At 62.4% G+C, this 25939-nt stretch carries 17 protein-coding genes; 8 read left to right on the top strand and 9 right to left on the bottom strand.

Annotated elements, in window-relative coordinates:
• Positions 1-2: 2 nt before the first annotated feature.
• The 4 genes from OCW50_RS02320 to gmd form a co-directional block, all read right to left on the bottom strand.
• A complete protein-coding gene (locus tag OCW50_RS02320; RefSeq protein ID WP_262296289.1) occupies positions 3-1241 on the bottom strand; it encodes a glycosyltransferase family 4 protein in 1239 nt (412 codons plus the stop codon).
• Positions 1238-5050 (bottom strand): FkbM family methyltransferase, encoded by a 3813-nt coding sequence (locus OCW50_RS02315; RefSeq protein ID WP_262296288.1) that lies wholly within the window; start codon positions 5048-5050, stop codon positions 1238-1240. The genes OCW50_RS02320 and OCW50_RS02315 overlap by 4 nt, the downstream gene beginning before the upstream one ends.
• 226 nt (positions 5051-5276) lie before the next feature.
• Positions 5277-6236: a GDP-mannose 4,6-dehydratase gene (locus OCW50_RS02310; protein ID WP_262296287.1), complete on the bottom strand. Its 960-nt coding sequence runs from the start codon at positions 6234-6236 to the stop codon at positions 5277-5279.
• A 20-nt stretch (positions 6237-6256) separates the two neighbouring features.
• Positions 6257-7249, bottom strand: a complete 993-nt coding sequence (gene gmd / locus OCW50_RS02305; RefSeq protein WP_262296286.1) for a GDP-mannose 4,6-dehydratase — start codon at positions 7247-7249, stop codon at positions 6257-6259.
• A gap of 570 nt (positions 7250-7819) precedes the next feature.
• Here gmd and OCW50_RS02300 point away from each other — a divergent pair.
• A complete protein-coding gene (locus OCW50_RS02300; protein ID WP_262296285.1) occupies positions 7820-10282 on the top strand; it encodes a putative glycosyltransferase family protein in 2463 nt (820 codons plus the stop codon).
• 787 nt (positions 10283-11069) lie between these two features.
• On the opposite strand, the gene OCW50_RS02295 is transcribed toward OCW50_RS02300, so the two are convergent.
• Positions 11070-12050 (bottom strand): hypothetical protein, encoded by a 981-nt coding sequence (locus OCW50_RS02295; RefSeq protein ID WP_262296284.1) that lies wholly within the window; start codon positions 12048-12050, stop codon positions 11070-11072.
• Between the two features lie 95 nt (positions 12051-12145).
• On the bottom strand, positions 12146-13207 hold the full coding sequence (locus OCW50_RS02290; protein WP_262296283.1) for a glycosyltransferase family 2 protein: 1062 nt from the start codon (positions 13205-13207) through the stop codon (positions 12146-12148).
• A gap of 539 nt (positions 13208-13746) precedes the next feature.
• Between OCW50_RS02290 and OCW50_RS02285 the strand changes: the two genes are divergently transcribed.
• From OCW50_RS02285 to OCW50_RS02275, 3 genes are all read left to right on the top strand, one after another.
• Positions 13747-15051, top strand: coding sequence for a UDP-glucose dehydrogenase family protein (locus OCW50_RS02285; protein ID WP_262296282.1), 1305 nt, complete (start codon positions 13747-13749; stop codon positions 15049-15051).
• A gap of 139 nt (positions 15052-15190) precedes the next feature.
• Positions 15191-16552, top strand: coding sequence for a nucleotide sugar dehydrogenase (locus OCW50_RS02280; protein WP_315974389.1), 1362 nt, complete (start codon positions 15191-15193; stop codon positions 16550-16552).
• 613 nt (positions 16553-17165) lie between these two features.
• Complete coding sequence (locus tag OCW50_RS02275) at positions 17166-17585, top strand: hypothetical protein (RefSeq protein ID WP_262296281.1); 420 nt, start codon at positions 17166-17168, stop codon at positions 17583-17585.
• 108 nt (positions 17586-17693) lie between these two features.
• Here OCW50_RS02275 and OCW50_RS02270 read toward each other — a convergent pair whose 3' ends face one another.
• The 3 genes from OCW50_RS02270 to OCW50_RS02260 form a co-directional block, all read right to left on the bottom strand.
• Positions 17694-19151 carry a phosphomannomutase gene (locus OCW50_RS02270; RefSeq protein WP_262296280.1) on the bottom strand — a complete coding sequence of 486 codons (1458 nt, stop codon included), beginning with the start codon at positions 19149-19151 and terminating at the stop codon, positions 17694-17696.
• Positions 19152-19365: 214 nt separating this feature from the next.
• Positions 19366-20364, bottom strand: coding sequence for a Gfo/Idh/MocA family protein (locus OCW50_RS02265; RefSeq protein ID WP_262296279.1), 999 nt, complete (start codon positions 20362-20364; stop codon positions 19366-19368).
• 40 nt (positions 20365-20404) lie between these two features.
• Positions 20405-21475, bottom strand: a complete 1071-nt coding sequence (locus tag OCW50_RS02260) for a LacI family DNA-binding transcriptional regulator (protein WP_262296278.1) — start codon at positions 21473-21475, stop codon at positions 20405-20407.
• A gap of 162 nt (positions 21476-21637) precedes the next feature.
• On the opposite strand from OCW50_RS02260, the gene OCW50_RS02255 reads away from it, so the two are divergent.
• The 4 genes from OCW50_RS02255 (at position 21638) to OCW50_RS02240 (ending at position 25876) form a co-directional block, all read left to right on the top strand.
• Entirely contained in the window at positions 21638-22873 is a 1236-nt protein-coding gene (locus OCW50_RS02255; RefSeq protein ID WP_262270229.1) for an ABC transporter substrate-binding protein, read from the top strand.
• A gap of 103 nt (positions 22874-22976) precedes the next feature.
• Positions 22977-23912, top strand: a complete 936-nt coding sequence (locus OCW50_RS02250; protein WP_262296277.1) for a carbohydrate ABC transporter permease — start codon at positions 22977-22979, stop codon at positions 23910-23912.
• Entirely contained in the window at positions 23909-24793 is an 885-nt protein-coding gene (locus tag OCW50_RS02245) for a carbohydrate ABC transporter permease (RefSeq protein WP_262270231.1), read from the top strand. The genes OCW50_RS02250 and OCW50_RS02245 overlap by 4 nt, the downstream gene beginning before the upstream one ends.
• 3 nt (positions 24794-24796) lie before the next feature.
• Positions 24797-25876 (top strand): ABC transporter ATP-binding protein, encoded by a 1080-nt coding sequence (locus tag OCW50_RS02240; protein WP_262296276.1) that lies wholly within the window; start codon positions 24797-24799, stop codon positions 25874-25876.
• Positions 25877-25939 lie beyond the last annotated feature (63 nt).

Below are 25939 nucleotides of genomic sequence, written 5' to 3'. Positions count from 1 at the left end.
CCTCAAGGCATCCTGACCCCTGGGAAGATTTCAAGAACACGCTGGGAATACCGGGCCGGACAGAAGAATTCCCGGGCATGCACCGCAGCGGCGGCGCCGAGGCGCTTACGCCATGCAGGGTCCGACCGAAGGCTCTGAAGAGCTGCAGCAGCTTCGCCGACATCCGGCTCCGCCCACTGCATGCCGGCAGGATACTTGCCCTGCGGATCATCCACTGGCACGAGGCGATAGCCTACGGGAATTCCGGTTGTCCGGTTCAGGAAATCCACGTTTCCAGACCAGTTCGTTGCAACGACCGGCAGCCCACGCAGCATCCCCTCTGCGATTGTCAGGCCGAGTCCCTCCGCTCGGTGAAGGGACATGACGGCATCTGCCTCGTTGTAGAGCGCGACCATGCCGGCTTCGTCCAACACCTCGCCACGAAGCTCAATGTTGTCAGCGCCCCTCGCTGCTTCTTCCATCAGGCGGACACCCTCGGGCCAGACAAAGGCGTTCAGGTATTTGACGATCAGCTTTGCGGAGGGATCGTTGCCGAACGCCTGGCGGAACGCCGCAATGGCTGCGCAAGGGTTCTTACGCGCGAAACTCGATGCGATATTGAAGACGAACAGCACGGTAAAAGGATGTGTCATCTCCCTTACCGCGCGCGGTTCCAATGCCGAGGTTAGGGGATAGGGCACCACGTGAACAGGCCGCCCTCGGGCGATCGGACTGATCGCGTCCCGCACGAAGGCGGTATTCACACAGATCTCATGGACGAAAGGGATGGCAGGCAACCAGTCTTTCGGTACCTTGGGCAGCTCCCAGAACCAATGAGCGACCACCCGTTTGCGTCGCACGAATGCGCGTCCGAGACATGCCATCGCCAGCGGCACGAGTGGGCCACTGATGTGCAGGAAGACAGTGCCTTCGCCGAGCACCGCCTGTCCATCGTCATAGGTGAAATCCTTATGGTTCACCTCATGCATCAGCTTTTCGGTCAGATCGATGCCATAAACCGGGAGCCCTGCGGCCTTGAGGGCGTTGTGGCAGGCTCGAGCCGCGGCTCCGAGGCCAGAGGCATGGCGAAGCATTCCCACGATGATGAGGGGCGCCCTCGCTCTCGCATCGACGGTAGGCCGCGGCGCCCACCAGGACGCAACGCGGAATAGCACCACCCGGCGCGCGCTGTGCGGCAGGCGACGCCAAACATGGTGGTGAGCGAATTTCAGGGCCGATTTCAACATGGCGTTGGCTTTCATGCAGCTCCGGCGCGTGATCGAGGAGCCTCGGCATCGGAACATTCTCCCGAGGTTTCGACCGGCTCCTGCGCATCCCTCAGCAGAATGGCCTTCAGGCGTTCGGCGTTCTCTGCCCAGGTCATCCAAGGCATATCGCCAGAGTTCCGATGCTGGCCCTTCGCATAAAGCCCGAGCCAATTCTCGATGGCCTGAGCCAGCCCGGCGGCATCCTTGGCTGCGAAGTAGGCCGCGTGGGTGCCTGCAACCTCGCGGAACACGGGTATGTCCCGCGCCAGGATCGGAATGTGATGCCTCGCCGCCTCGATCAGCGGAAGACCGAACCCTTCATCCTCCGAGGCCGCAATCAGGCAGATACAGGTTGCGTATACCTTCTCGAGATACTCGTCGCTAATGCCCTCGAGCCAGAAGAGGCGCCGACCCAGCTCCGGATGGTTCCGGAGCTTTTGAACAATTTCCGGAATGGTCCGGCGCTGGTCATGAGGAATCCCCTTCCATCCCTCGGCTCCCACGATCACAAGGTTGATCTCCGCGCCTGCCGCCCAGAGACGCTCGAATGCCGCCAGGGTCTGCAGATGGCCCTTTCGCGGCTCCACGGTACCGACCATGAGGAAGCTGCGGCGTGACGACAACTGGTTCAGCACGCCGGAAGCAGTTTCCGGCAGTCCCATCGTGGGTGCGGAGGCTGCAATGTCCGCACCGAGGTGCAACGCCACGATGTCAAGGTGCTCGAGCGTCTCAGGCCTATGGGCGTCGAGCCACCCCCTCGTCTCATCAGCGACCGCCTGGGAGATGCAGATGAGACGATCACCGCTGTCGGCAATGGCGGAGAGCCATTGTGCATGCATCTCGCTGAAGCGATCCGGAAAAAATTCGGGATGCGTCAGCGGCAGGACGTCGTAGACCATGAAATCCGTCTTGACGCCCTTTGCCCGCCACTCGGCGTAAAGTCCCGCCTCTGTAGCGTGGATCACACCATCCGTCCAGAAATCCGGCATGTAGAAGATGTCGCCCTCAGTGACCTCAATCGGCTCATCATCCAGCACGCCGTCCGGCAGGCCGAGAAGCTGCAGAGTGTAGCGGCGTGCATACTGGTAGTGCCAGCGGCCATCCGTGTTCCCGAGCCAAACGGGCTCGACCCGGTACCCAGTGGGAGGATTGTTCAGAAGAGCCAAAAGCTGGGAGCGTACAACACGCTGAATTCCTGTTTTGAAATCGTCGCGCGCCAGAATCGAGACATCGACCAGCAGCTGGCGAACGTCTCCGCGTGGGAGCGGGCTCTCTTCGGCCAGCTTGCGGGCAAGCTCAAGCCACGCCTCGTCGTCGAGGGGAACCGAGATCAAGGATGCATGCTCCGCAAGGGCGCGCACATCCGCCGTAGCAGGGGCCAGCTTGGAGATCGTCTCAATGGCCTCGCGGTATCGGTCCGCAACCTGCTTCGGCGAGTGCTGAACCGCCACGCGACGGGCTTCCTGGCTCAACACCTGCCGCATCTCAGGCTTGTTGCGCAGCGTCACGAGTGCATCGGCCAAATCGTCGACTGAGAGCTTGTCCGGCAGCATGAGGACGCTGCCCTCGGGCAGCTCGACCATCGAGCCGTTGGCATTGACGATGGTCGGAACGCCATACGCCAGGCAGTCGAACACCGCCGCCGATGTCTCGCCACGCGAGAGCTCACGCAGCTGCACTGAAACATCGGCAGCCTGCAGGTATTGGCGATAAACCTCGGCTGACACAAAACCGGTGATGCGAATGCGGTTCTTGGCGGGCGATGCAGCGATCGATTGGCGCAAGCGCTCGCAATAGACGTTATTCTGGCTGTCCTGTCCGACGAATACGAGATGACAGTTCCCCTCCCCGGCCATCGGGGTCTTCATCCAAGCATCGAGAAGATGCTGGTTCATCTTGGTCTCGCCCAGAATGCCGAAGGTGCAGATGACGAAGTCATTGTCACCGAAACCCAGGGCCGCTCTGGCAGCATGGCGGTCGACGGCGTCCGGCAGGCGTCGCGGGAACGGGACGACCGCCCAGTCTCTCGCGAAACTCTCCCCGTAATGGGTCTGGGCGAGATGCCGTGAATACTCGCTGTGGACGAGAACTCCTTGCGCCCTCTGCAGCAGCGACAAGTTTACCGGACAACTGTTGACGATATCCGATTCCTTCTCCGGGTCGAACCTGTCCCGAAGCGCGCGATACCCATGGGAATGATAGAGGGCACTGGCCCAGAAGCCATGAACGCCGCCGTAAAGCTCCAGATGCGCCATAAGACCTCCGAGATAATAGTCGTGCAGAACGACGATCCCGGGATATCGGTCGAGCAGGCGGAACATGTGATCGTGGAACAGCGAGTTCCCGAACTGGTAGACAATCCTGTCAAAGCCATGGGCGTGGCGCTCGAACCACGCGAGATCACGGATCTTACAATTCGCGTTGATCCATGGATCGGAGATTTCCTTCTGGGCGACGATCACATCGATGTCGTAATACCGGGCGAGCTCGGGAAGCATTTCGGCGCAATAATCCGCGATCCCGGATTTCTCGGGCGGAAGCGGAGCCACGAATGCCAGACGCGGCTTGTCTCCGCGCGGACCGGCGGAACCCAGGCGGCTCAGATTGCTCTGCGCTCGCATAAGCCGTTGATAGACCAGTCGAACGGATTGCGGCTCCAGAGACAGATCGAGTGGCCCGTCTTCCGGCGACGTCCTCTTCGACATGAAGCTCATGGCCCGTTGGTGGTACGTCATGAGGCGCATGCGCTTGTTGATCACAGGAAAGCGCGCCGCGACGCGCTTCGCCGAGTTAGCCAGCCGCGGTCGCTTCAGGACTTGATTGATGAGACCGACCACGACGGTGCGGACGGCGCGTCGCGGGCGGGAACCCGGCTTCACCGATGTCCAGACCTTCGCCTGGTGGGACGCCCATCCAGCCGCATTCTCGGCGGCGCGAAGGGGTGTCGCGACCCTCCACGCGTAAGATCCGCGAATGTCGTTGAGCTGCTGTTCAAGAACGGCCATACGTCGTAGGAGTGCCCTCTCCTGAGCGGATGCGGAACGGACGCGGTCGTTCAATTGGGCGTTCTGTTGATTGAGAATGTCGATCCGGCGGCGCAGTCCAGCCGCGAAGGGCGACGCCTCGGCAAGCTCAAAATCGTCGAAGACGTTCGGACCTGCGCCGAACTTCGCCTTCAACTCTTGATGCGCGGCGCTGACGTAGAAGCGGTTCAAGCCATCGAAATAGGCAAACTCGTAACCGAGCGCAAGAAGCTGCGGTTCCCATGCGAGATGGGTTTGCCGCGGCTCATTGACTGCCGTGCTCTCCACGACAACGATCCAGGGCCGGACGCGGGAGGGCAGCCAGCTCTCAACGACCTGAGCTTCGGCCCCTTCGACGTCGATCTTGAGCCAATGGATGTCCCGGCCAGTGAACCCGTCGAGAACCTTCGCAAGGGGGATACTCGGAACCTCAGTGCGGCGAATTGGCAAGCCAGCAGCTTCGTGTCGCTGGGCCACTTCGGCATCCGTGGTGCTCAGGCCAGTCTGAAGGATCTCGAAGAACGGGATCGTTCCCTCTTCCACGGAAATTGCCGCCTCGATAACCTCCTCGTCGGGCCGCTCTTTCCGCAGTTGTTCGGCATAGGAAGGCACCGGCTCCACGTGCACACCCCGCCAGCCCTTCCGATAAAAGGCAAGGCTGACAGAATCGATGGTGGGGTCCTGCGCTCCGATGTCGATGTAGGTCCCACGCTCTACATGCTTCAGAGCGCGCCAAAGAATAACATCCTCGAAGTTCTGCGCGTGCGAAGTAAGGGTCAAGGCAATGTCCCGTTAAACCTTTGCTGGACTGAAGAACTATTCACAATGAACCGGCGCCCTCGTGATTCTTGCAAGCAAGGCAACGGAACTGCCGCCGCATAACTCGACTGAGAGCCTGTTGGGCGCCACGGCATGTAGCATGAGTACAATGGATCTTCAAAGGCGCCGATCTTAATGGCTGCTCAGGCGGGCAGACTATTCGATACCGGCCGGTCGCGCAACTTCATTACGCCTGATTGCGGATCTTCTCCCGACAATCATCCAGAACCGTCGAAAGCGTATCGTCGAAGGAACGGCCCGGCTTCCAGCCGAGTGCCTGTTGTGCGCGTCCTGCATCGCCTATGATGCGCGGGAGGTCGCTTGGGCGAAGGCGCTTCGGATCCTGCTCGATTGCGATCTTGATGCGGCTCTGATCCAGCAGCTGCTGCAACACGTCGCCGATGCGCCGCGGCACGCCGGAAGCCACGTTCAAGATGAGGCCAGGCTGTTTCAACCCTTCCGTGCGCAGAACCGCCAAGGCATAAGCATCCACCACATCCCTGACGTCAAGGAAATCCCGCTCTGCATCGAGATTGCCGACTTGGATCACCGGCTTTTCAAGACCAGCCTCGATGCGGGCGATCTGCATGGCGAAGGCCGGGATCACGAATGCCCCGGTTTGCCCGGCTCCCGTATGGTTGAAAGGCCGGAAGCGAATGCATCTGAGGCCGCGACGCACCAGGGCTCCCAAAGCAAGATCCGCCGAGGCCTTCGTGACGGCATATTCGTCGACTGGGGCGAGCAACGCGGTCTCGTCGAGCGCCAAACCCGGCTTCGCGCTTTCTCCGTAGACCAGTCCCGAGCTGACATTGAGCAGCCAGCAATCCGGCGCAGACGCAAGGATCGCCTCCGCGAGATTGAGCGCTCCATGGACATGGACCTGCCACGCCGCCTGCGGATTGGCCGCTGCCGCAGCGGGAGCGGCCAGGCCAGCCAGGTTGATGACATGGGTCGGCTCATAGCGGCCAATCGCGGCCTTGACGGCGGTGGCGTCCGTCACGTCCAGAGCCGCGACCGATCCAAGAGGCGGGTGCGCTCCGGCCGTCGTTGCCGTCGCGATGACGGTAACGTCGCCACAGACGCGGTGCAGCGCCTGCGCGAGGTAAGAACCGACAAACCCCCTCGCGCCTGTGATGAGTACCCGCATGTCAGCGTTGCCGCCTTGTCTTAGAGATGCTCGTGCTTCTTCAGGCGAGCGAGATCGGCCTCGACCATTTCGGACACGAGGTCCTCAAGGCTCGTCTCGGCCGTCCAGCCGAGCTTATTCTTCGCCTTGCTCGCGTCGCCGAGCAGAACGTCCACCTCAGCCGGCCGCAGGAACCGCGGATCGACCGTGACATGGTCCTCCATGGACAGCCCGACATGAGCGAAGGCCAGGCGGCAGAAATCCCGCACCGAAACAGTTCGACCTGTCGCTACGACATAGTCGTCGGGCTTGTCCTGCTGCAGCATCAGCCACATCGCCTTGACGTAGTCCCGGGCGTGTCCCCAATCGCGCGTCGCATCGAGGTTGCCCAGGGCAACCTTGTCCTGAAGGCCGAGCTTGATGCGCGCGGCCGCGTCCGTGATCTTGCGGGTCACGAACTCGATGCCACGCAGAGGCGACTCGTGGTTGAACAGGATGCCGCTGGAGGCGTGCAGACCGAAGCTTTCACGATAGTTCACGGTCATCCAGTGTGCGTAAAGCTTGGCCGCAGCATAGGGCGAACGCGGGTAGAAGGGCGTCGTCTCGGACTGCACCGGCTCCTGGATAAGTCCATACATCTCGGACGAGGAGGCCTGGTAGAAGCGGGCCTCCGGGCAGGCAAGGCGAACCGCTTCGAGCATGTTGGCCGTCCCGAGGCCCGTCACCGTCCCGGTCAGAAGCGGCTGCTGCCACGACGACTTGACGAAAGATTGAGCGGCCAGGTTGTAGACCTCGTCGGGCCGGACCTCGTTCATCACGCGGATCAAGCCCGACAGATCGGTCAGGTTGCCGTCATGCAGCACGATCTTGCCGGCGACACCAATCCACTTGAGGCGGGAGTCGACGACGTCGGCCGATGCGCTGCGGCGCAGCAAGCCGTGAACCTCGTATCCCTTCTCCAGCAAAAGCTTCGAGAGGTAGGCGCCATCCTGTCCCGTAACGCCGGTGATCAGCGCTTTTTTCCTATTCGTCATCTCGTTGTAACCTCGACAGTTCCCGCAAGCGCCCGAAGTCTGAGACCGACGCTGTGATGGCTCAGCCTGCGATTCGGCATGGATCGCTTCCGCCCGACGTCTTTCCCACCGGCAAGGTCCAGAGGCGAATTCCAGATAACCGACGGCTGCTCCTCGTGAAGGCTGCACTTACCGTGTAAGCTTAAGATCTGTCAACGACTCCGCCAGTCCGCCTTGCTCCCTCCGGGGCCGGGATTGATGGAGGCCGTTTGGGATCCGCTAGGCAGGATGCAGCATGGCACGCCAATGATCTGCCGGGTGCTGAGGATCATGGCCCAAAATGCCCCGATAGGGTGTCGAGCAAAACCGGCCTCGTGCGGCGCAACGTAGCACGAACGATCGCCAATCCGACCACATTCCATTAGGTCATTTGGGCCAGGTCCGTCCGATCGACCCAGTTTCCCGCGCTTGTGATCCGGCGGGGACACTCCGGTCAGGCGGCGCAGGTCCGCCCCCGGCATGATCCTCTCCTGGATGCCACCGGAGGTGGAGCTCTGCTTAGGATAGGCCCCGACGCTCGATCGGCGTCCGATGCGGAAAGTCCACGATGAAGGCCCCTGCCGGGTGGGGTTGCCCTCAAGGCTGCCCGCCCCGCTCGGCCCGCCCATTGCCCAGGGCAGGGAGGCTATTGCTGCTCCGATCGCACCGGTCGGGCTGCCCTGCCTTGACCTCCCGAGCGGGAACGTGTCGACAGGGCCTAGCTTTAGCTACCAGCCGTCGATATACACCCAACGCGAAAGTGAAACGGGAACCGGGGCAATGTCGGCTCATCGATTGTTTGTTGCAACCGCAGCAATACCATTGCTGGCTGTCGTTTTTGTCGTCAACGGGACGGTTCCCGGGCTGCTAATACCGACGACAGCCCAAGCATTATGGACCGTGGGCTTTGCGCAATCGTTTATCAACGATGGGTTTTCCTTATTCGCTCACAACATCGGGGCACCCGAACCGGCAGCAATAGCCTTTGGTTTGTCCGGCGCACTGGCGACTTCGGCCTTCTTGAAGTTGGGGCTCGCGGCTGTCGATGCCTATTCCGCTGCGTTCGCGCTCTGGCTGACTGTGGCCTTTGGAGGCGCATACAAGCTCACGCGGAGGTTCGGCGGGGAAGCGATGATCTCCCTCCTGTCGGCAACGCTCTGGTGCACGATGCCGGTGGTCTGGTTCCACAATGGTTATTCCATGCTCGCGCTCGGGATCGCCCTTCTTCCCTTCTATTTCTACTGCTCCGTCCGAGTCCTTGATCGGCCGAGAAGCATCGCGAGCTTCGTCCTGTTTGTGTTCGCCTGCCTCGTTGCAGTCTTCATGGACGGTTACACCTACATGATGTTCGCGGTGGCCACCGGCTTCGCGTTTTTGTTTTCTCTGATCCGGTTTCGCGACAGCAGCCTGACCGACATCATCATCAAGGGTTTCACGATAGGTGCTGGACTTCTGGTATCGTACGTTCTCTACGCGCTCTATGTGGGGCAGGCTGAGTTCATCGCCTCCCCGATCGATTTCTTCCGCGGCTGGGGCGCTAATCTCGAATTTTTCTTCATTGCCACGAAAGGAATGATGTTCCTGCCGGACCTGATGGGGATCAGTGACGCGAGAACCGCGCAGGAATATTTCGGCGACAGTTCCGTTTTCAAATCCTCCTTCTCTGCGGCTGTCATCATCGTGGCGATCTACGCAGTCGTCACCGCAAAGGCCGACCGGAAAGCGATGGTTCTGTTCGCCATCATCGGCCTATTCGGCTTCTACATGTCCCTGGGACCGTCGGTTAAGCTCTTCACATATCGACCGGAGGGCATGGACCAGCTGATGCCCAAGAGCTACGAGTTGTTTTCAACCGGAAACGCCTGGCTGTCGGAGAAGCTTCCGGGCTTCAAGAATATGCGCGCCAGCTACCGTTGGATGGCCTTGGGCGTCTTCGGGTGCTGGGTCATTCTTGCGATCATGCTCTCCAGCAAGCGCTGGAGCGTCACCCAAAAGGCGATCGCCTTGATCGTCGTTGCGGCATTCAACGTTCCGGCCGTTGGGATCATTCGCAACTACTATCAGGACCGCGCTGACGTCGGATCCCGCGAGGCTGTCGTTCAAGAATTGGCCCCTCTCGTGAGGAAGGGGGAAACGGTTGCGTTCCTGCCCTATCGGAACGACTTTCTCGTCAATTATCTTGCAAGCAAGCTTGATATCCGAACCTACAACATCGGAGGCGACAAGAACCTCGCGTCAGCGCGGGAATCTTGGCCGGAGACGATGAAGCGTTTCAGCCAGGACGAGATTGATCCTGATTTCATGGCCAATGTCAGGGCCGTCCTGGAAAATGAAGACGCGGACGCGGTCGCCATTACGTATATCGACCTGCTTGCCGCTGCGCATAGCGGTCCCGTCAGAGACGTTTTCAAGGATGAGTTGTCTGACATAGCCAGGAAGCTTGACGGCGACCCTCGGCTTGCTGCCTCATACAGCGATCATTTTGCGGTCATCAGGCTGAACCCGGGTCTGAAAGGAATGGGTGAGGCTTGGGTCGCGCAAAGCTATGACCCTCGCAAGGATCGCGAGCCGATCAAGCTTGAAAAGGGATCAACCGTGTCGTTCAGAGTTGGCGGACTGAAACCCGAGCTCATGCTGCACCGGGGCTGGTCACGCTTCGAAACGAACGGCATCTGGTCCACACGGAAGGTGTCGAATGTCCTTCTCGAGCTGCCAAAACATCAGGACTTGAACCTGCGTGTCGATCTCGCCCCGTTCGTCCCGCGGTCTCAGGATCGGATGAAGGTGCAACTCTCGATGAATGGCCACGACGTCTTCGAGCGCACTTACGTCGGACGCAACGATGGAACTTGGCGTGTAGAGACAGAAAACATCAAGCTGCCAAGTTCCATACTGAGCGAGGATGGCATTAACGTTCTGGAATTCAAGGTCGATCCACTACTGTCCCCGACAAGCATCGGCATTCAGGACCCGCGGTCGCTCGGTGTCATGCTTCAGCAGATCAGCATCGAATAGTATAGCGTTGGAAACGTGTCGCGCCGATTGTCCGCCCATGGGAGCGGTTGTATCGTCATGGAGGAGCGGATAACGAGTTGAAGCTCGGACGTTGGGGTGCACTTCGCCGCCCCTCTCGGAACCTGGCAAGCCGACTGTTGCGGATCAACCAAGCAGGCGTGCTCCGACCAATCCATCGCTAGAGCATTTTTCGGCGAAGTGGATCCGGTTCGCCGTCAAAAATGCGGCACGGCAAAGAAGAGAGGTGATTCCACGCCAGAGGAAACAGCTCTAGGGACAAACTGCGCATTCACACGGCAACGCGGGCGCATCTTGATCGACCGGCACGTCAACCCAGCCGGCACTGGTCGGTCGGACGAAAAACCGTCGCCGCCTGGGTTAGCCTTCCCCACGCCGAAGGGGCGAGATCCGATCGCACCGCGCGCAAGTCGCTGGTTTAGGCGGAGGAATGACTTCCTGAGCCTGGACCGCAGGTCGACGGTTCGAAACGCTCAGCGCGTCATCGTTCAATTCAGCCGACCGTCCTGTCTGGGTCGATACAGCCTCATGACCTTGTACTCTCGCAAGTGAGCGGGCCTCCAGCCTCCATGGAGTTCGCCCTGCCCTGGCTTAGAGCATCGGACGGACCCAGAGGGCCGCGTCAGCGAAGAGTGGATCCGGTTTTCACTGACGTGGCCCTTCGGGTCGCTGACGCGGCCCGCTGGGTCCGTTCTGACCGATGCTCTCATTCAAGAAGAAAGCATCGGATGGATCCCAAAAGCGCAAGTCCACTTTTGGGTCCGATGCTTTAGACCGCAGTGGCATCGGCCTTCTTCTGCAGCCATGAAGTCACGAAAAACAGGAAGTCGCCCGTCACCGTGACGATCCGCCCCAGAACCACGGTCAGCAAAAGCTCACTCTCGCCGACGAGCCCCTGCAGCAGGAAGACCAGGATGAGCTCTCTGACCCCGACACCGGCAGGCGCGCCGGGGGTGACCAAGCCGATGAGCCAAGCCACGATGTAGGCGCTGCACAGCACGATCCAGCCCGAAGGAGATGTGATCGCCGACGGAAAAACCATCTCGATCAGGCAGACGAAGAGGACTCCCGACAGGGTCACGAAGCTGACATAGTGGCCGAATGCCCGGACGGCCGCCCGCCCAAAATAGACCGCGAGAGCGGCAGTCACGACCGCGACAGCCACCACGAAGGCAACGATCCCCAACTGCATCGGCAGCCAGGGCACCAGCAGAGGCAGCACCAGAGCGCCGAACATTGATCCTGAGATCGCCAGCAGCCCCAGTTCCCAAAAGGTCGACTTGGCCAGAGACCAGCCGGGTACACCAGAGGCCATTCCCATCGCCTGCCTGCCGGCAAGGTGAAAGATGTTGCCGGGCACGTACTTGGCAAGCTGGGAAATGCCGTAGGTTCTGATCGCCCAGCGGCGTGGCGTAATGGCCCCGAACTGAACAAGAAGGTTCCACCAGCCCAACGCCATCAGGTTATTCGCAATGCAATACGCCACTGCACAGACCCCGACAGCCCACCAGAGCTCCGAGCCCAGACCCTTGAAATCGATCTGACCGCTATAGTCTCGCAGGCGTATGGCGACAAAGAAGATTCCGACCACCGCGACAGCGCTGCCGAACCAATGCATGTGTTTCTTCATGCCGGTAAGCACAGAGGAGCTTCGTGTGGCCGAGGCCGGGCCAGCTGCAGGGGCCGGCCTGGCGAGCTCTCGATCTGGGCAGCCATTCTCCTGGGCGTTACCGGCCATCTTCAAGCTCATCGCCCTATCCTTGATCTGTTGGCAGCGGCCCGCCCAATGCAGGTGAGATGCTCCGCGGTCCGAGCATTGAGTTGCTGAACGCAGACGCCAGTTGCTCAGCGGTGAGCTACCATATTCTCCGCGCGGGCGTCAGCTTGCGCCGCGCTGCCATGTTGTCCCAGGAGCGCCGACGCCTGCTGCCGGACCGTTACATCTTCGAGATTGACGGTATTGTGGCTCATATCCGTGGGTCCACGCTTGACCGTGACACGGATATCCTCAAGCAGCTTCCTGTTCGCAGCCAGCAGATCGGCCAGAAACGCCACCAGAACGGTTTGGAACCCCATGCCGAGCAACACGGATGCGAGAATGAGCGACTGAACGTGACCTTCGCCGGTGCCCGTAAAGTAATAGAACAGGAAGCGCAGCCCGAGAAGGAATCCGAGCAGGAACAAGGCGCTACCAAGAACTCCAAAGAACCGGAACGGGCGGTAGATCACGAAAATGCGGACCATTGTACCAATGGAACGCTGAATATATGACGGGATGCTTTTCAGAAGCCGAGACGGGCGCAGATCTTCGTTGACGCGGATAGGAACCGACATGATCGCCATGTTCTTCTGTCCGGCTTGGATGATTGTCTCGAGCGTATAGGTATAGTCGCTAAATACAACTAAACGTTGAGCGGCTGCCCGGCTCATGGCCCTGAACCCACTTGGGGCATCCGGAATGCTGGTGCGGCTGACGACGCGCACCACCCAGCTGCCCAGCTTCTGCAGAAATTTCTTGGCAGGTGAGAAATGCTCGATCGTGTCGATCGGGCGGGCGCCGACCACAATATCCGCCTTGTGCTGCAGAATTGGGCTCACGAGCGCCGGGATATCATCCGCATTGTATTGGTTGTCGGCATCCGTGTTGACGATGACATCCGCCCCACGTTCGAGACAGGCTTCCAACCCGGTCATGAACCCGCGTGCGAGTCCCTGGTTCCGGCTGTGGCTGACGACGTGATCGACACCGTTCTCCAGGGCGATACGCACTGTCTCGTCAACGCTGCCGTCATCGATCACCAGCCACTCGACGACGTCAAATCCCGGGACGGTGCGCGGAAGGGCCGCGAGGGCGATCGCAAGGGTCCCAGCCTCGTTGTAACAGGGTATTTGGATAATCAGCTTCAAAGTTCGGTCCCCGGAGGCATCAATTTCTAGAAACTCACCGCGACAATGGCACTCTCAACCAGGAGTTGCTCACACCAAGCCTGACTTTGCCGCAGATATCGACTAATCCGGAAGCAGTCGGCCAACGTTTCAATGTTATGATGCCTAGGCACTACCGGTTCGCCGGTCAACCCCCTTCTTTCGATGCAAACAAGGAGAGACATAGCTTCTGCCTCGCTGCTGCAGCACGCCTCCGACGTATGCCAGGACACTTCCAAGTAACGATGCCGAGCGGGGACGGCTGCATATCGATCGAGAGATCTCCACCGCAACGCCATGCGGAAAGCATTGCGATGCCTTTGATGCCTCGAGCCCACCGAAGGGGTGTCATCCCCATCCTTGCAGCTGAGATTTCCATAGTGTAGGCGATGCGGGCATGACAGGCGGCTAACCTGCGGGAAATCTATCACTTTCGTAGTTCGTGCAGGCCGGGCGAGCGATTTGCCCGGCCCGCTTCCTTGTCAGGGTTTTGCAATGATATTCGTTCGATGGAGTCTCTGATGCGTGTCGCGATGATCGGAGCCGGCTATGTGGGGCTGGTGTCCGGCGCCTGCTTTGCCGATTTCGGGCACGAGGTCTGCTGCGTCGACAAGGAGCCGGCCAAGATCGAGGCGCTCAACCGGGGCGAGATCCCGATCTTCGAGCCGGGCCTGGACGATCTGGTGGCCAAGAACGTGCGCGAGGACCGCCTGACCTTCACCACCGACCTGGCGCAGGCGGTCGGGAGCGCGCAGGCCGTGTTCATCGCGGTCGGGACCCCGTCGCGGCGCGGCGACGGCCACGCGGACCTGTCCTATGTCTATCAGGCCGCCCGCGACATCGCGGCCGCCATGGACGGCTACACCGTGATCGTGACCAAATCGACCGTGCCGGTGGGCACGGGCGACGAGGTCGAGCGCATCATCCGCGAGACCCGGCCCGAGGCGCAGTTCGCCGTGGTGTCGAACCCGGAATTCCTGCGCGAGGGCGCGGCGATCGCCGATTTCAAGCGCCCGGACCGCATCGTGGTGGGCACCGAGGACGAGCGCGCCAAGGACGTGATGACCGAGCTCTACCGCCCGCTCTACCTCAATCAGTCGCCCCTGCTCACCATGTCCCGGCGCACCGCCGAGCTGACCAAGTATGCCGCCAACGCGTTCCTGGCCACCAAGATCACCTTCATCAACGAGATCGCCGACCTGTGCGAGCAGGTGGGCGCCAACGTCCAGGACGTGGCCCGCGGCATCGGCCTCGACAACCGGATCGGGGCCAAGTTCCTCCATGCCGGCCCGGGCTATGGCGGCTCGTGCTTTCCCAAGGACACGCTGGCCCTGATCAAGACCGCGCAGGACCACGAGGCGCCGATGCGCATCGTCGAGACGGTGGCGGCGGTCAACAGCCAGCGCAAGCGCGCCATGGGCCGCAAGGTGATCGCCGCCTGCGGCGGCTCGGTGCGCGGCAAGACCGTGGCGGTGCTCGGCCTGACCTTCAAGCCCAACACCGACGACATGCGCGATGCGCCGGCCATCGACGTGATCACGGCGCTCCAGGATGCCGGGGCGCGGGTGAAAGCCTACGACCCGGAGGGCATGGAGGCGGCCCGCTCGGTGCTGACCGACGTGGCCTACGCCCGGGATGCCTACGATTGCGCCCGCGGGGCCGACGCCCTGGTGCTGGTGACCGAATGGGACACCTTCCGGGCCCTCGACCTGGCGCGCCTCAAGGCGACCCTGGCCGCCCCGGTGGTGGTGGACCTGCGCAACGTCTACCGGCCCGAGGAAATGCGCCGCCACGGCTTCACCTATGTCAGCGTCGGACGGACTTGACGATCGGCTGCGCACCCTCCCTGCCATCAAGGCGTACCGCTCGAGTAAGCACACAAGGATCCTCCTGCGCCTAGAATTTGGTCTCCCAGTCAGGCCTGTGTAATTTGCTCTGGTCTGTGCGAAATGGGCTGAGGATAGAATGAACTCCGATCAAGCGATGCCGCCTGGGCTGACGATCATTGCCGAGGAACTGCTGGAGCGTTTCCAAAGTCGCAAGGCAACCGTCGGCATCATCGGTCTCGGCTATGTGGGCCTGCCGTTGGCCCTCACCGCGGCTCAAGCCGGCTTTTCCGTGCTGGGCTTCGATATCAACCGCTCATATGTCACCCGGCTGAACCAGGGTGAGAGCTACATCAAGCACATCTCTTCTCAATCCGTTGCTAGCGCAGTTGCAACAGGGCGCCTCGAAGCGACAACCGATTTCGGCCGCCTCGGCGAGGCCGACGCTCTTCTGATCTGCGTGCCGACCCCGCTGACGCGGCACCGCGAGCCGGACCTGTCCTTCGTGCGGGACACAGCGACGACGATCGCGTCGCGCCTGCGCCCGGGCCAACTCATCGTTCTCGAATCCACGACCTATCCCGGAACGACCGACGACGTGCTCAGGCCCATCTTCGAAGCCACAGGCTTGAAAAGCGGAGAAGATTTCTTCCTGGCCTATTCGCCGGAACGGGAAGACCCGGGCAATGCGAATTTCGGAACCTCGACGATCCCGAAGGTCGTCGGTGGCGACGGGCCGGAGGCCCTCGCCCTCGCAGAGGCCCTCTACCGGCAGCTTGTCGTCGAGACCGTCCCGGTCTCCACGGCCGCAACGGCGGAGGCGGTCAAGCTGACCGAAAACATCTTCAGGGCGGTCAACATTGCCCTCGTCAACGAGTTGAAGGTGGTCTACGCGGCCATGGGCATCGATATCTGGGAGGTGATCGATGCCGCCAAGACCAAGCCCTTCGGCTTCATGCCCTTCTATCCCGGTCCTGGGCTCGGGGGGCACTGCATTCCCATCGACCCGTTCTATCTCACGTGGAAGGCACGGGAATACGACATCACCACGCGGTTCATCGAACTCGCCGGGCAGGTGAACACCCACATGCCCTACTACGTCGTTGAGCGGCTGGTCGAGGCCGTCGATCGGAGCGGGCGCCCTTTCAGCGGCTCGCGGATTCTGGTGTTGGGAGCCGCCTACAAGAAGAATGTCGACGACATGCGAGAGAGCCCGTCCCTCAAACTGATGGAATTGATCGAAGCGCGCGGCGCAAGTGCGGATTACCACGACCCGCATGTTCCCGCATTGCCGCCAACCCGCCAGCATGGGGCCCTGATGGGCCGGCTTTCCGTTTCGATCGATCCTGAAACCGTGAGCCGCTACGACGCCGTCCTGATCGCGACGGACCACGACGATGTGGATTACCGCCTGGTCGTGGACCATGCGAAGCTTGTCCTGGATACCCGGAACGTCTGCGCGAGAGCCGGAATCACCGACCCCCGCATCATCAAAGCTTGAGGGATGAACCCTGCCTCGGGCGCCGGCAGGCCCCGCTCGGGGACGGCGACCCTCGCGCATCGTGCGGACGAGAGCGGCCCCCCGAACGATGCGCCGCGTCAGGATGTGAGCCTCGGACAATCGGGATGACCGGCGAGAGGCGAGCGATGACCGACCGGCCATGACGCCGGAGGGTGTTCGCACCGCCTCCCACAACCCTCCACGTCATTACCGGGCTTGTCCCGGTGATCTCGATACGAGAGGCGCGGCGCTTCACCTTATCGGGATGGCCGGCACAGGGCCGGCCATGACGTGGGTGGGTGTGATCACCGGCCCGCACCACCTTCTCCACGTCATCACCGGGCTCACACCACCCTCCCCGTCATCACCGGGCTCGTCCCGGTGAACGCGATCGGAAGACCGCCGAGCGCATCCTGCGGACGAACGCGGGCCGCACTCAACGATGCCCCGGACCATGCCGACCGCTCGATCGACCTGGGATCGGCACGCTCCCCGCTCGAGGTCGCTGGAACTCAACGGATTACGTCCTGTTTACCTAAAAGGAGGTAAGCCTATCGTCATGCTTCGGAGAGTTCCTGAGGCACGGCGCGAGACCGGAGAGATGAGGTTGTCCATGACCGACCTGGAGGAGATCAAGAAGGCGATCGGTGATCGGATCCGCGATGAAGAACTGGCCACGTCCGCCTGTTACGAAGTCGAGGCCTATGCCAAACGTTGGCCATCCATTTTTCTGATCAACGATTGGGATGTCTGGAACGAGAGCAGGAAGGCGCTCAAGCTTCAGGTCGTCCGCTGGCTCGAGGCCAACGGCACCCCTTACGACTTTTATCAGTTCCGCACCGGCTGGGGTCTGATCGGCTTCAAGAGCCGAGATGCCGCCCGCCTCTTCGAAACGCGGTGGTCCGGACAGAGTGACAGCCTTTCCATGCCCGATGAGGACTGGAACCCGCATCCCCTGAAGAGCACCTTCGAACCGACCTACATGGGCACAGCAGCCAGCCAGGAGCGCCTTGGGCAACGGGCGATGCGCTAGAGCTGCTTCCCCCTCACGTGGAATCATCTCTTGTCTTTGCCGAGCCGCATTTTTCGACGGTCAACCGGATCCACTTCACCGAAAAATGCTCTAGCGCCGTGGATGCTCTCAGGCCACCTGCTTGCCTGCGACGGACAGCCCCCAGGCCAGAAGGTCATCCGCCCGTTCCTGGGTCACTGCCTCGACATACACGCGCAACTCCGGCGCGTTGCCGGAGGGGCGGAAGTGCACGACCTCGCCGTTCTTCGCCGTCATCCGCAATCCATCGCGGGAGTTGATCCCGGCCACGCCGCCCAAGGGAGCCATCAGCTCGGCCAGGAACGTCTCTTCCTGCTGCAATCGCGCAACGAAAGCTGCGCTCCGGTCCGTCGCGACATTCTGCAGACGATTGCTGGCCGCCGCCTTGAAGGCGAAGGCCGCCCCGATATCGGCCAGCGACCGGCCTTGAGCGACGATTTCGCCGAGAGCGCAGAGGATGGGCAGCATCGCGTCCCGGGTTGGAAGAGCGGCAAGACGGCGCCCGTCCCGCACGACGTCGGAACCGAGCAGCACGCCCCCATTGGCCTCGAACCCGACGACAGCCTGCGCCCCGGACGCGATGGCCTCCGCCATGCCCGCGATAACGTAGGGTGACCCCACCCGGGTGCGGAGCACCGTCCCGAAGGCGCCGGACTCCTCGAGAGCGGAGTTGGACGTCACCGGCGTGACGATCGCGTCCGCCCCCAGCGCCTTGGCCGTGATCGCTCCCACGAGGTCTCCGCGCAGGAACATGCCCCGTGCATCCGAGATCAGAGGGCGATCCGCATCGCCGTCGGTCGACACGATGGCGTCGAGAGATTGCTCGCCGGCCCATTGCCGGGCCAGAACCTCGTCCTCTTCCCGCAGGGCTTCGGTGTCGACCGGGATGAAGCTGGTGGCCCGCCCCAGGGGCAAGGCCCGCGCCCCTAAGGCCTCGAGCGTCGCGACGATGACGTCCCGGGCCACCGACGAATGCTGATAGACCCCAACCGTGAGGCCCTTCAAGGCCCCATCCCCGAAGAAGTCGCTGTAGCGGGCCTTGTAGGCGGCTACGAGATCGATGTCCGGCGTCCGGGCGCGGACCGTCCGGGCGGCCTCCGGCACCGAGTCGATTCCCAGCCTGCCATGCCAGGCCAGGATGCTCGCCTCGTCGTTCTTGTCGATCTCGCCCTGAGCCCGGTAGAATTTCAGGCCGTTGCGATCCTCCGGGATGTGGCTTCCCGTCACCATGATGGCCGGAATCCCGAATCGCATCCCGTGATAGGCCAGCGCCGGAGTGGGAAGAGCGCCGCAATCGAGCGGCTCGAGGCCGGCTTCGTGCAGGGCCGCGCAGCAGAGCTGGGCAATGCTCGGGCTGCTCTCCCGCAGATCCCGCCCGACCAGCACGACGTTGCGGGACGCTGCCGCCGAGCCGTCCTCCTTGAGCATTTCGGCGAAAGCGCGGGTATAGGCGAAAGCCGGGCTGCCGTTCAATTCGACCACCAGCCCCCTGAGACCGCTCGTACCGAACTTGAGAGACGATGGTGCGGCTGCTGGTTTGCTCTGCATAAGGATTGCCTGTCTGATCTCGGAACCTGATGCCGTGGCTCTACCAGAACGCGCCCTTCGACGGAACTCCGTCAGGCGCACAATTTCGAGCGCTTCGGCATGGGTCGAGGCGCTCAGTCGGAGGTCGAGCGTTCATCCGGACAGGGAGACGGGCATCCGGGCTACTACGATCGCACAGGATGCCCGATCCCTCGGGCCGGACCGGGCTTCGGCGCTAGACCCGCTCCCATGCGGCGGACTCGTCCGACCGTCGCAAGGCATCCAGGATGCGCATGTTCAGGATGGCGTCCTCCAAGCCGTATTCGAGAGGCGCCGCGCCTCTGACCGCCCGGCTGAAGGCCTCGCCCTGGAGCTGGTACTGGTCCACCACGGGACACTCGAGGGCTCGCGCGGAACGGTTGCCATGCTGGCTGCCGTCGTCGACGAAGATCCGGGTGGGGCTGTCGGGTGGGGCGTTGAAGGGAATCTCGATCTCGATTCGCCCCTTCGTTCCGAGAATCTGCACCCTCTGATAGGGCACCGCCTGGGTCGAGACCGTAAAGGCCAGCTGCCGCCCTCCACCGAAGTCCATGAGGGCGCTGGTGGTCCGGTCGACGCCGAAGGCCGGGTCACGGTCCACGAGCGTCACGACCCGCAGGGGCTCGGCCTCGAAGACAAAACGCCCTGCCACGACCGCATAGCAGCCGATATCGAGGAGCCCTCCCCCGCCGATATCGGGCTTGTTGCGGATGTTGGCCGGATCGACGTTGAAATAGGAGAAGATGACGTGGATCGCGCGCAGATCTCCGATCTCGCCGCTCCGGATCACGTCCCGGGCCCGATGCCATTGCGGGTGATGGCGGACCATGAAGGCCTCCGCGATCATGACCTGCGCCGCGGCGCGCTCGAGCTGCTCCGCCTCGTTGGCCGTGATGGCGATCGGCTTCTCGCACAGGACATGCTTGCCGGCGGCGGCGGCCGCCAAGGTCATCGGCACATGCAGGTGATTGGGCAGCGGGTTGTAGATTGCTTCGATATCCGGGTCGGCGAGAAGCGCCTCATAGGAGCCGTAGGCTTTCGGGATTCCGAGTTCCGCCGCCATGTCCCGCGCCGATGCCTCGTCTCGTGAGGCAACGGCAACGACCTCGCAGAGCGGGCTCTTCATCATGCCGGGCACGACCTTCACCCGGCCGATCTTCGCGGTGCTCAGAATTCCCCAACGGACGGGCTGCATGGCGTTCTCCTCGGTTGCTCTCTCGTGGACGGGTTCGATCTCACATCGCCGATCGGCGCAGCGACGTGTAGTCCTTGTGCAGAACGGGACCCGTGGTGTCCCGCTCCAGGAGCGTCAGCGGCAATCGGACGTTCCAATCTCCCGCCGTCATCTCGCCCCTGATCAGCTTCATGAGAACATCGGCCCCGACGCACCCCAGTTCGTGCAAGGGCTGACGAAAGGTGGTGAGCGTCGGCTCGGTGTAATCCGCGAACTCGATCCCGTCGAAGCCGATGACGGAGACATCCTGCGGGACCCGGATGCGCTCGGCTCTGACCCGCTTGATGAAGCCGATGGCGCTCTCGTCGCAGGCCGCGAAAATCCCGGTCGGGCGGTCCTTCATGGCCAGGAAGGACTCGGCCGCGGCGACGCCTGTCGCGAAGACGAAGGGTCCCTCCCAGCGAACGATCTCGTCCTGCCGGAACCCGGCCGCGGCAATTCCCTCGCAAAATCCCCGGAACCGCTCGTGTTCGATGATCGAACCCGGTGTTCCGGAGATGTAGCCGAAACGGCGATGCCCGAGCTCCGCCAGATACTCCACCGCCCTGCGGGACGCTTCGCGGTCCTGAACGACCACGCTCGGGATCGCGTCGTCCTCGATGGCGGCGCACAAGGCCACGATGGGCAATCCGCCCTCCCTCATGTCGCGGGTGCCGTCCGCGGGAATGTAGCCGGTCAGCAGAAGAACGCCGTCCACCTGCCGGGAGAGGGCGAGGTCCACATACCGGGCCTCCCGCTCCCTGCGGTTGTCCAGGTTGCCGATGATGATCCCGTAGCCCGACTGCGTCAGTTCGTCGTCCACCCCGCGCAGGATCTCGGCAAAGACCGGATTGGTGAGCCGGGGCGCAACCACCAGCACGGTCATGGTGCGGCGCGTGCGCAGTTTGCGCGCCGTGCTGTCGGGAATGTAGCCGCTGCGGCGCACCGCCTCCATCACGAGATCGTGCGTCTTCTGCCTGACCTTGCCCGGCTCCGACAGGACGCGACTGACGGTCGCCGTCGATACTCCTGCGAGACGAGCCACGTCGGCGATGCGGATCTCCTTGACGGAATGCCACCTTTTCCGACTCATTGAGGTTTCCCCGCCCCTCGGCAAGACATGTTACCTTCTCTCACAGGATATGACTGACCTCAACGAGTGTCTTGACTAATCTAAAAAGTCTCTACAACCTATATCTCAAGATGTAATCGATTACAAAAATCGATAAAACGCTTCTGGGAGGAAGCCATGAGCATGACGACACGCGTTTCCGCATATACCCTTTCCATCGCCCTGATCTGGAGCACCGGCGCGTTCGCGCAGCAGATGAAAGCCGAGGTTCTGCACTGGTGGACCTCGGCCGGTGAATCCGCCTCGGTCAAGGTCTTCGCCGATCAGTTCACCAAGGCCGGAGGCACCTGGGTCGACAATGCCATTGCGGGCGGGGCCAATGCCCGGACGGCCGGCATCAACCGCATGGTGGGCGGCAACCCCCCGACCATGATGCAGTTCAACACCGGCAAGCAGTTCGACGAGCTGGTCAGCAACGATCTCGTCCGTGACGTCGATCAGCAGGCGCAGGCCGGCAAGTGGCGGCAGATCATGCCCAAGCCGATCGTCGATGCGACTGTGCGCGAAGGCAAGTTCTTCGCTGTTCCGGTCAATATTCACGGCCAGAACTGGATGTTCTACAACACGAAGATCTTCGCCGATGCCGGTCTCGAGCCTCCGAAGACCTTCCCTGAGCTGGTCGAGAGCGGCGAGAAGCTGAAGGCCAAGGGCATCATTCCGCTGGCTCTCGGCGGCCAGCCGACCTGGGAGCACAACCTGTTCCGGGCCGTCGTCGTCGGACACGGCGGAGCGGACATGTTCCGCCAGCTCTACGGCACCCGCAAACCGGACGTTGTGAAGACCCCCAAGTTCAAGGAAACCGTGGAGCTCTTCGGCAAGATGCGCGGCCTCGTCGACCCGGGCAGCCCGGGCCGCAACTGGAACGACGCGACGGCTCTCGTCATCACCAACAAGGCCGCGATGCACTTCAACGGCGACTGGGCCAAGGGTGAGTTCATCGCGGCAGGCCAGACCGCGGGCAAGGAGTACGGCTGCACGGTCGTCGGGCAGGAGCCCAAGCTGGTCATCGGCGGCGACGTCTTCGTCTTCCCGGCCACGAAGGACAAGGCGGCGCTCGCCACTCAGGACAAGCTGATCCAGGTCCTGCTCGATCCCGCCACGCAGATCGAGTTCAACAAGAAGAAGGGTTCCATCCCGGTCCGCATGGATGTCGACGTCTCGTCCATGGATATCTGCGCCCAGAAGTCCCACGCCATCCTGAGCGACCCCGCCAACCAGGTGGAGAGCATGGAGATCCTGAGCCCGCCGAACTTCTCGGGCGCCATGCAGGATGCGGTCACGCAGTACTGGAACAACCCGAACATGTCGGCCGACGCCTTCATCGAGAAGATCGTCAGCGCCATGCGCGACGCCACCTGAGTCACTCCACCTCGCCCCGGGGCACCGGGGCGAGGTCTCCATCACTGAGTCTTGCACTGAGTCTTGCACTGAGTCTTGACGCACTCGCAGTGGAGCCTTCCCGGTGGAAACGATCTCGATTCGCGCACCCTCTACCCCATCGAGCGCCACGAAAGCCCGACGCAGCGCGCGCACGCGCCTGCCTGCAGCCATCGCCCTCCTGCCGACGGCACTCGTTGTCCTCGTCGTCTACATCGGCTGCATGCTCTGGACCGTGCGGCTCTCCTTCACGAGTTCGACCCTCCTGCCCAAGCTCGACTGGTTCGGCCTGACGCAGTACATGCGTCTCTTCGCCAATGACCGGTTCGTCACCTCGGCCGAGAACATCGTCATCTTCGGCGTCCTGTTCATCTCGGGCTGCCTGATCATCGGCTTCCTCATGGCCGTGTTCATCGACCAGAACGTGCGCGGCGAGGGTCTTTTCCGGACCGTGTTCCTTTATCCCTATTCCATGTCCTTCGTGGTCACCGGCGTCGCGTGGCAATGGTTCCTCAATCCGGGGCTCGGCCTGCAGAAGCTTGTCCGCGACATGGGCTTCGAGAGCTTCACGTTCGACTGGCTCGTGAACCAGAGGATGGCGATCTACACCATCGTGATCGCCGGCCTCTGGCACGGCTCGGGCCTCACCATGGCGATCATGCTCGCCGGCTTGCGCGGCGTGGACAAGGATCTGTGGAAGGCCGCGAAGGTGGACGGCATTCCGACCTGGCGCGTCTACACCTCCGTCGTTCTGCCGCTGCTGCGCCCCATGGTCGTCACCGCCACCGTGCTGCTCGCGACCGGCGTCGTGAAGCTCTACGACCTGGTCGTGGCCATGACCCTCGGCGGTCCCGGGATCGCCACGGAGGTGCCGGCCAAGTTCGTCATGGATCATCTGTTCGAGCGCAACAACATCGGCCTCGGAACGGCTGCCGCGACCATCATGCTGATCACCGTGGTGATCGTCCTGGCTCCCTGGGTCTATGCCCGCTACGTTCGTCCGCAAGGGAGGCATGCATGAGCACCGCCGTGCCCCAGGGCCGCCGCCCCCGTCACCTCACCGTCGGCCGCATCGGAGTCTACGCCTTCCTGGTGACGGCGGCCCTGTTCTTCCTGCTGCCGCTCTGGATCATGGTGGTGACGTCGCTCAAGCCCATGGACGAGATCCGGCTCGGCAACATCCTCGCCCTGCCCGCCGCCATGACCGTCGATGCCTGGTCCAAGGCCTGGTCTTCCGCCTGCACGGGCCTGGAATGCAACGGCATCAGCGTCGGGTTCTGGAATTCCGTGCGCATCCTGATCCCGTCGGTGATCCTCTCGATCATCGCGGGCGCCATCAACGGCTATGCGCTGTCGTTCTGGCGGGTGAGGGGTGCGAACGTCATGTTCGGCATCCTGCTGCTCGGGGCCTTCATCCCCTACCAGGTGTTTCTCTACCCCCTGGTGCGCATCTTCTCGATGACCGGGATCTACAATTCGCTCACCTGCATCGTCCTGGTTCACGTGATCTTCGGCCTGCCGACCATGACCCTGCTGTTCCGCAACTATTATGCGGGCCTGCCGATCGAGCTCTTCAAGGCGGCGCGCATCGACGGGGGCGGGTTCTGGTCGATCTTCTTCCGGGTGATCCTGCCGATGTCCACGCCCATCCTGGTGGTCGCGACCATCCTGCAGGTCACCGGCATCTGGAACGACTTCATCTTCGGTCTGACCTTCGCAGGGCGCGAGAACCTGCCGATGACCGTGCAGCTCAACAACATCGTCAACTCGACGCAGGGCGAGCGCGCCTACAACGTGGACATGGCGGCGACCATGCTGGCCGCCCTCGTTCCCCTCGTGGTCTATTTCGTCTCCGGCCGCTGGTTCGTCCGCGGCATCGCCGCCGGCGCTGTGAAGGGATAAGGCATGTCGACCGTTTCCGTTCGTGATGTGACCGTCGCATTCGAGTCCGTTCAGGTCTTCGACGGGCTGTCCCTCGACATCGACGAGGGTGAGTTCATCGTCCTGCTCGGTCCGTCGGGATGCGGCAAGTCCACCCTGCTCAACGCCATCGCGGGCCTGCTCGACGTGGCGGAGGGGCAGATCTGGATCAACGGCAAGAACGTGACCTGGGAGGAGCCCAAGGATCGCGGCATCGCCATGGTGTTCCAGTCCTACGCTCTCTATCCCCGGATGAGCGTGCGCGAGAACATGTCCTTCGGGCTCAAGATGGCGAAGACGCCGCGCCCCGAAATCGAGAAGCGGGTCGCCAAGGCGGCCGAGCTCCTTCAGATCACTCCCCTGCTCGACCGGCGCCCGGACCAGCTCTCCGGAGGCCAGCGCCAGCGCGTCGCCATCGGCCGCGCGCTGGTGCGCGACGCCGCCGTCTTCCTGTTCGACGAGCCGCTCTCCAACCTCGACGCCAAGCTGAGGAACGAGCTGCGCGTCGAGATCAAGCGGCTGCACGCACGGCTCGGCAAGACCACGATGGTCTACGTCACCCACGATCAGATCGAGGCCATGACGCTCGCCGACCGCATCGTGGTCATGCGGGAGCAGAAGATCCAGCAGATCGGCACGCCCGACGAGATCTATCACCGGCCCGCCAACCTGTTCGTGGCCGGTTTCGTCGGCTCGCCGCAGATGAACTTCATCAAGGGCCGGCTCGAGAACACCGGAGAAGGACTGAGCTTCCTTTCGGGCGACCGCCGCCTGGCCCTGTCGGCCTACCCGTTCGCCACCGCCCCGTCGGCGGGTCAGGATGTCGTGCTCGGCGTGCGCCCCGAACATCTGGAGATCGCGAACAACGGCATCTGGCCGGGCTTCAAGGTCGACATCGTCGAGCCCATGGGCGCCGACACCATCATCTGGTGCAGCGACCCGGTCGGCTCGGTCCAGGTGCGCACCACCGGCTCGCGCCGGGCCGCGCCGGGCGAGAGCCTGACGCTCCATGCCGATCCCTCGCAGGTGTCGCTCTTCTCCGCAGAGACCGGCGAACGCCTGTGACCACCCCCCATCGCGATCGGCCCTACTGCCTGGCGGGTCGCGCCTGTCGTCACGAACCCCGAG

Origin of the sequence: Microvirga sesbaniae (assembly GCF_025460805.1) — a bacterium.
Taxonomy (GTDB): Bacteria; Pseudomonadota; Alphaproteobacteria; order Rhizobiales; family Beijerinckiaceae; genus Microvirga; species Microvirga sesbaniae.
This window is presented reverse-complemented; position numbering and strand designations above follow the sequence as displayed.

Excerpts from the sequence above, each read along its gene's own strand:
- OCW50_RS02320 (WP_262296289.1), bottom strand. The coding sequence starts at position 1,241 with ATGAAAGCCAACGCCATGTTGAAATCGGCCCTGAAATTCGCTCACCAC.
- OCW50_RS02310 (WP_262296287.1), bottom strand. The coding sequence starts at position 6,236 with ATGCGGGTACTCATCACAGGCGCGAGGGGGTTTGTCGGTTCTTACCTC.
- gmd (WP_262296286.1), bottom strand. The coding sequence starts at position 7,249 with ATGACGAATAGGAAAAAAGCGCTGATCACCGGCGTTACGGGACAGGAT.
- OCW50_RS02300 (WP_262296285.1), top strand. The coding sequence starts at position 7,820 with ATGCGGAAAGTCCACGATGAAGGCCCCTGCCGGGTGGGGTTGCCCTCA.
- OCW50_RS02295 (WP_262296284.1), bottom strand. The coding sequence starts at position 12,050 with ATGAGCTTGAAGATGGCCGGTAACGCCCAGGAGAATGGCTGCCCAGAT.
- OCW50_RS02285 (WP_262296282.1), top strand. The coding sequence starts at position 13,747 with ATGCGTGTCGCGATGATCGGAGCCGGCTATGTGGGGCTGGTGTCCGGC.
- OCW50_RS02280 (WP_315974389.1), top strand. The coding sequence starts at position 15,191 with ATGAACTCCGATCAAGCGATGCCGCCTGGGCTGACGATCATTGCCGAG.
- OCW50_RS02275 (WP_262296281.1), top strand. The coding sequence starts at position 17,166 with ATGACCGACCTGGAGGAGATCAAGAAGGCGATCGGTGATCGGATCCGC.
- OCW50_RS02270 (WP_262296280.1), bottom strand. The coding sequence starts at position 19,151 with ATGCAGAGCAAACCAGCAGCCGCACCATCGTCTCTCAAGTTCGGTACG.
- OCW50_RS02265 (WP_262296279.1), bottom strand. The coding sequence starts at position 20,364 with ATGCAGCCCGTCCGTTGGGGAATTCTGAGCACCGCGAAGATCGGCCGG.
- OCW50_RS02260 (WP_262296278.1), bottom strand. The coding sequence starts at position 21,475 with ATGAGTCGGAAAAGGTGGCATTCCGTCAAGGAGATCCGCATCGCCGAC.
- OCW50_RS02255 (WP_262270229.1), top strand. The coding sequence starts at position 21,638 with ATGACGACACGCGTTTCCGCATATACCCTTTCCATCGCCCTGATCTGG.
- OCW50_RS02245 (WP_262270231.1), top strand. The coding sequence starts at position 23,909 with ATGAGCACCGCCGTGCCCCAGGGCCGCCGCCCCCGTCACCTCACCGTC.
- OCW50_RS02240 (WP_262296276.1), top strand. The coding sequence starts at position 24,797 with ATGTCGACCGTTTCCGTTCGTGATGTGACCGTCGCATTCGAGTCCGTT.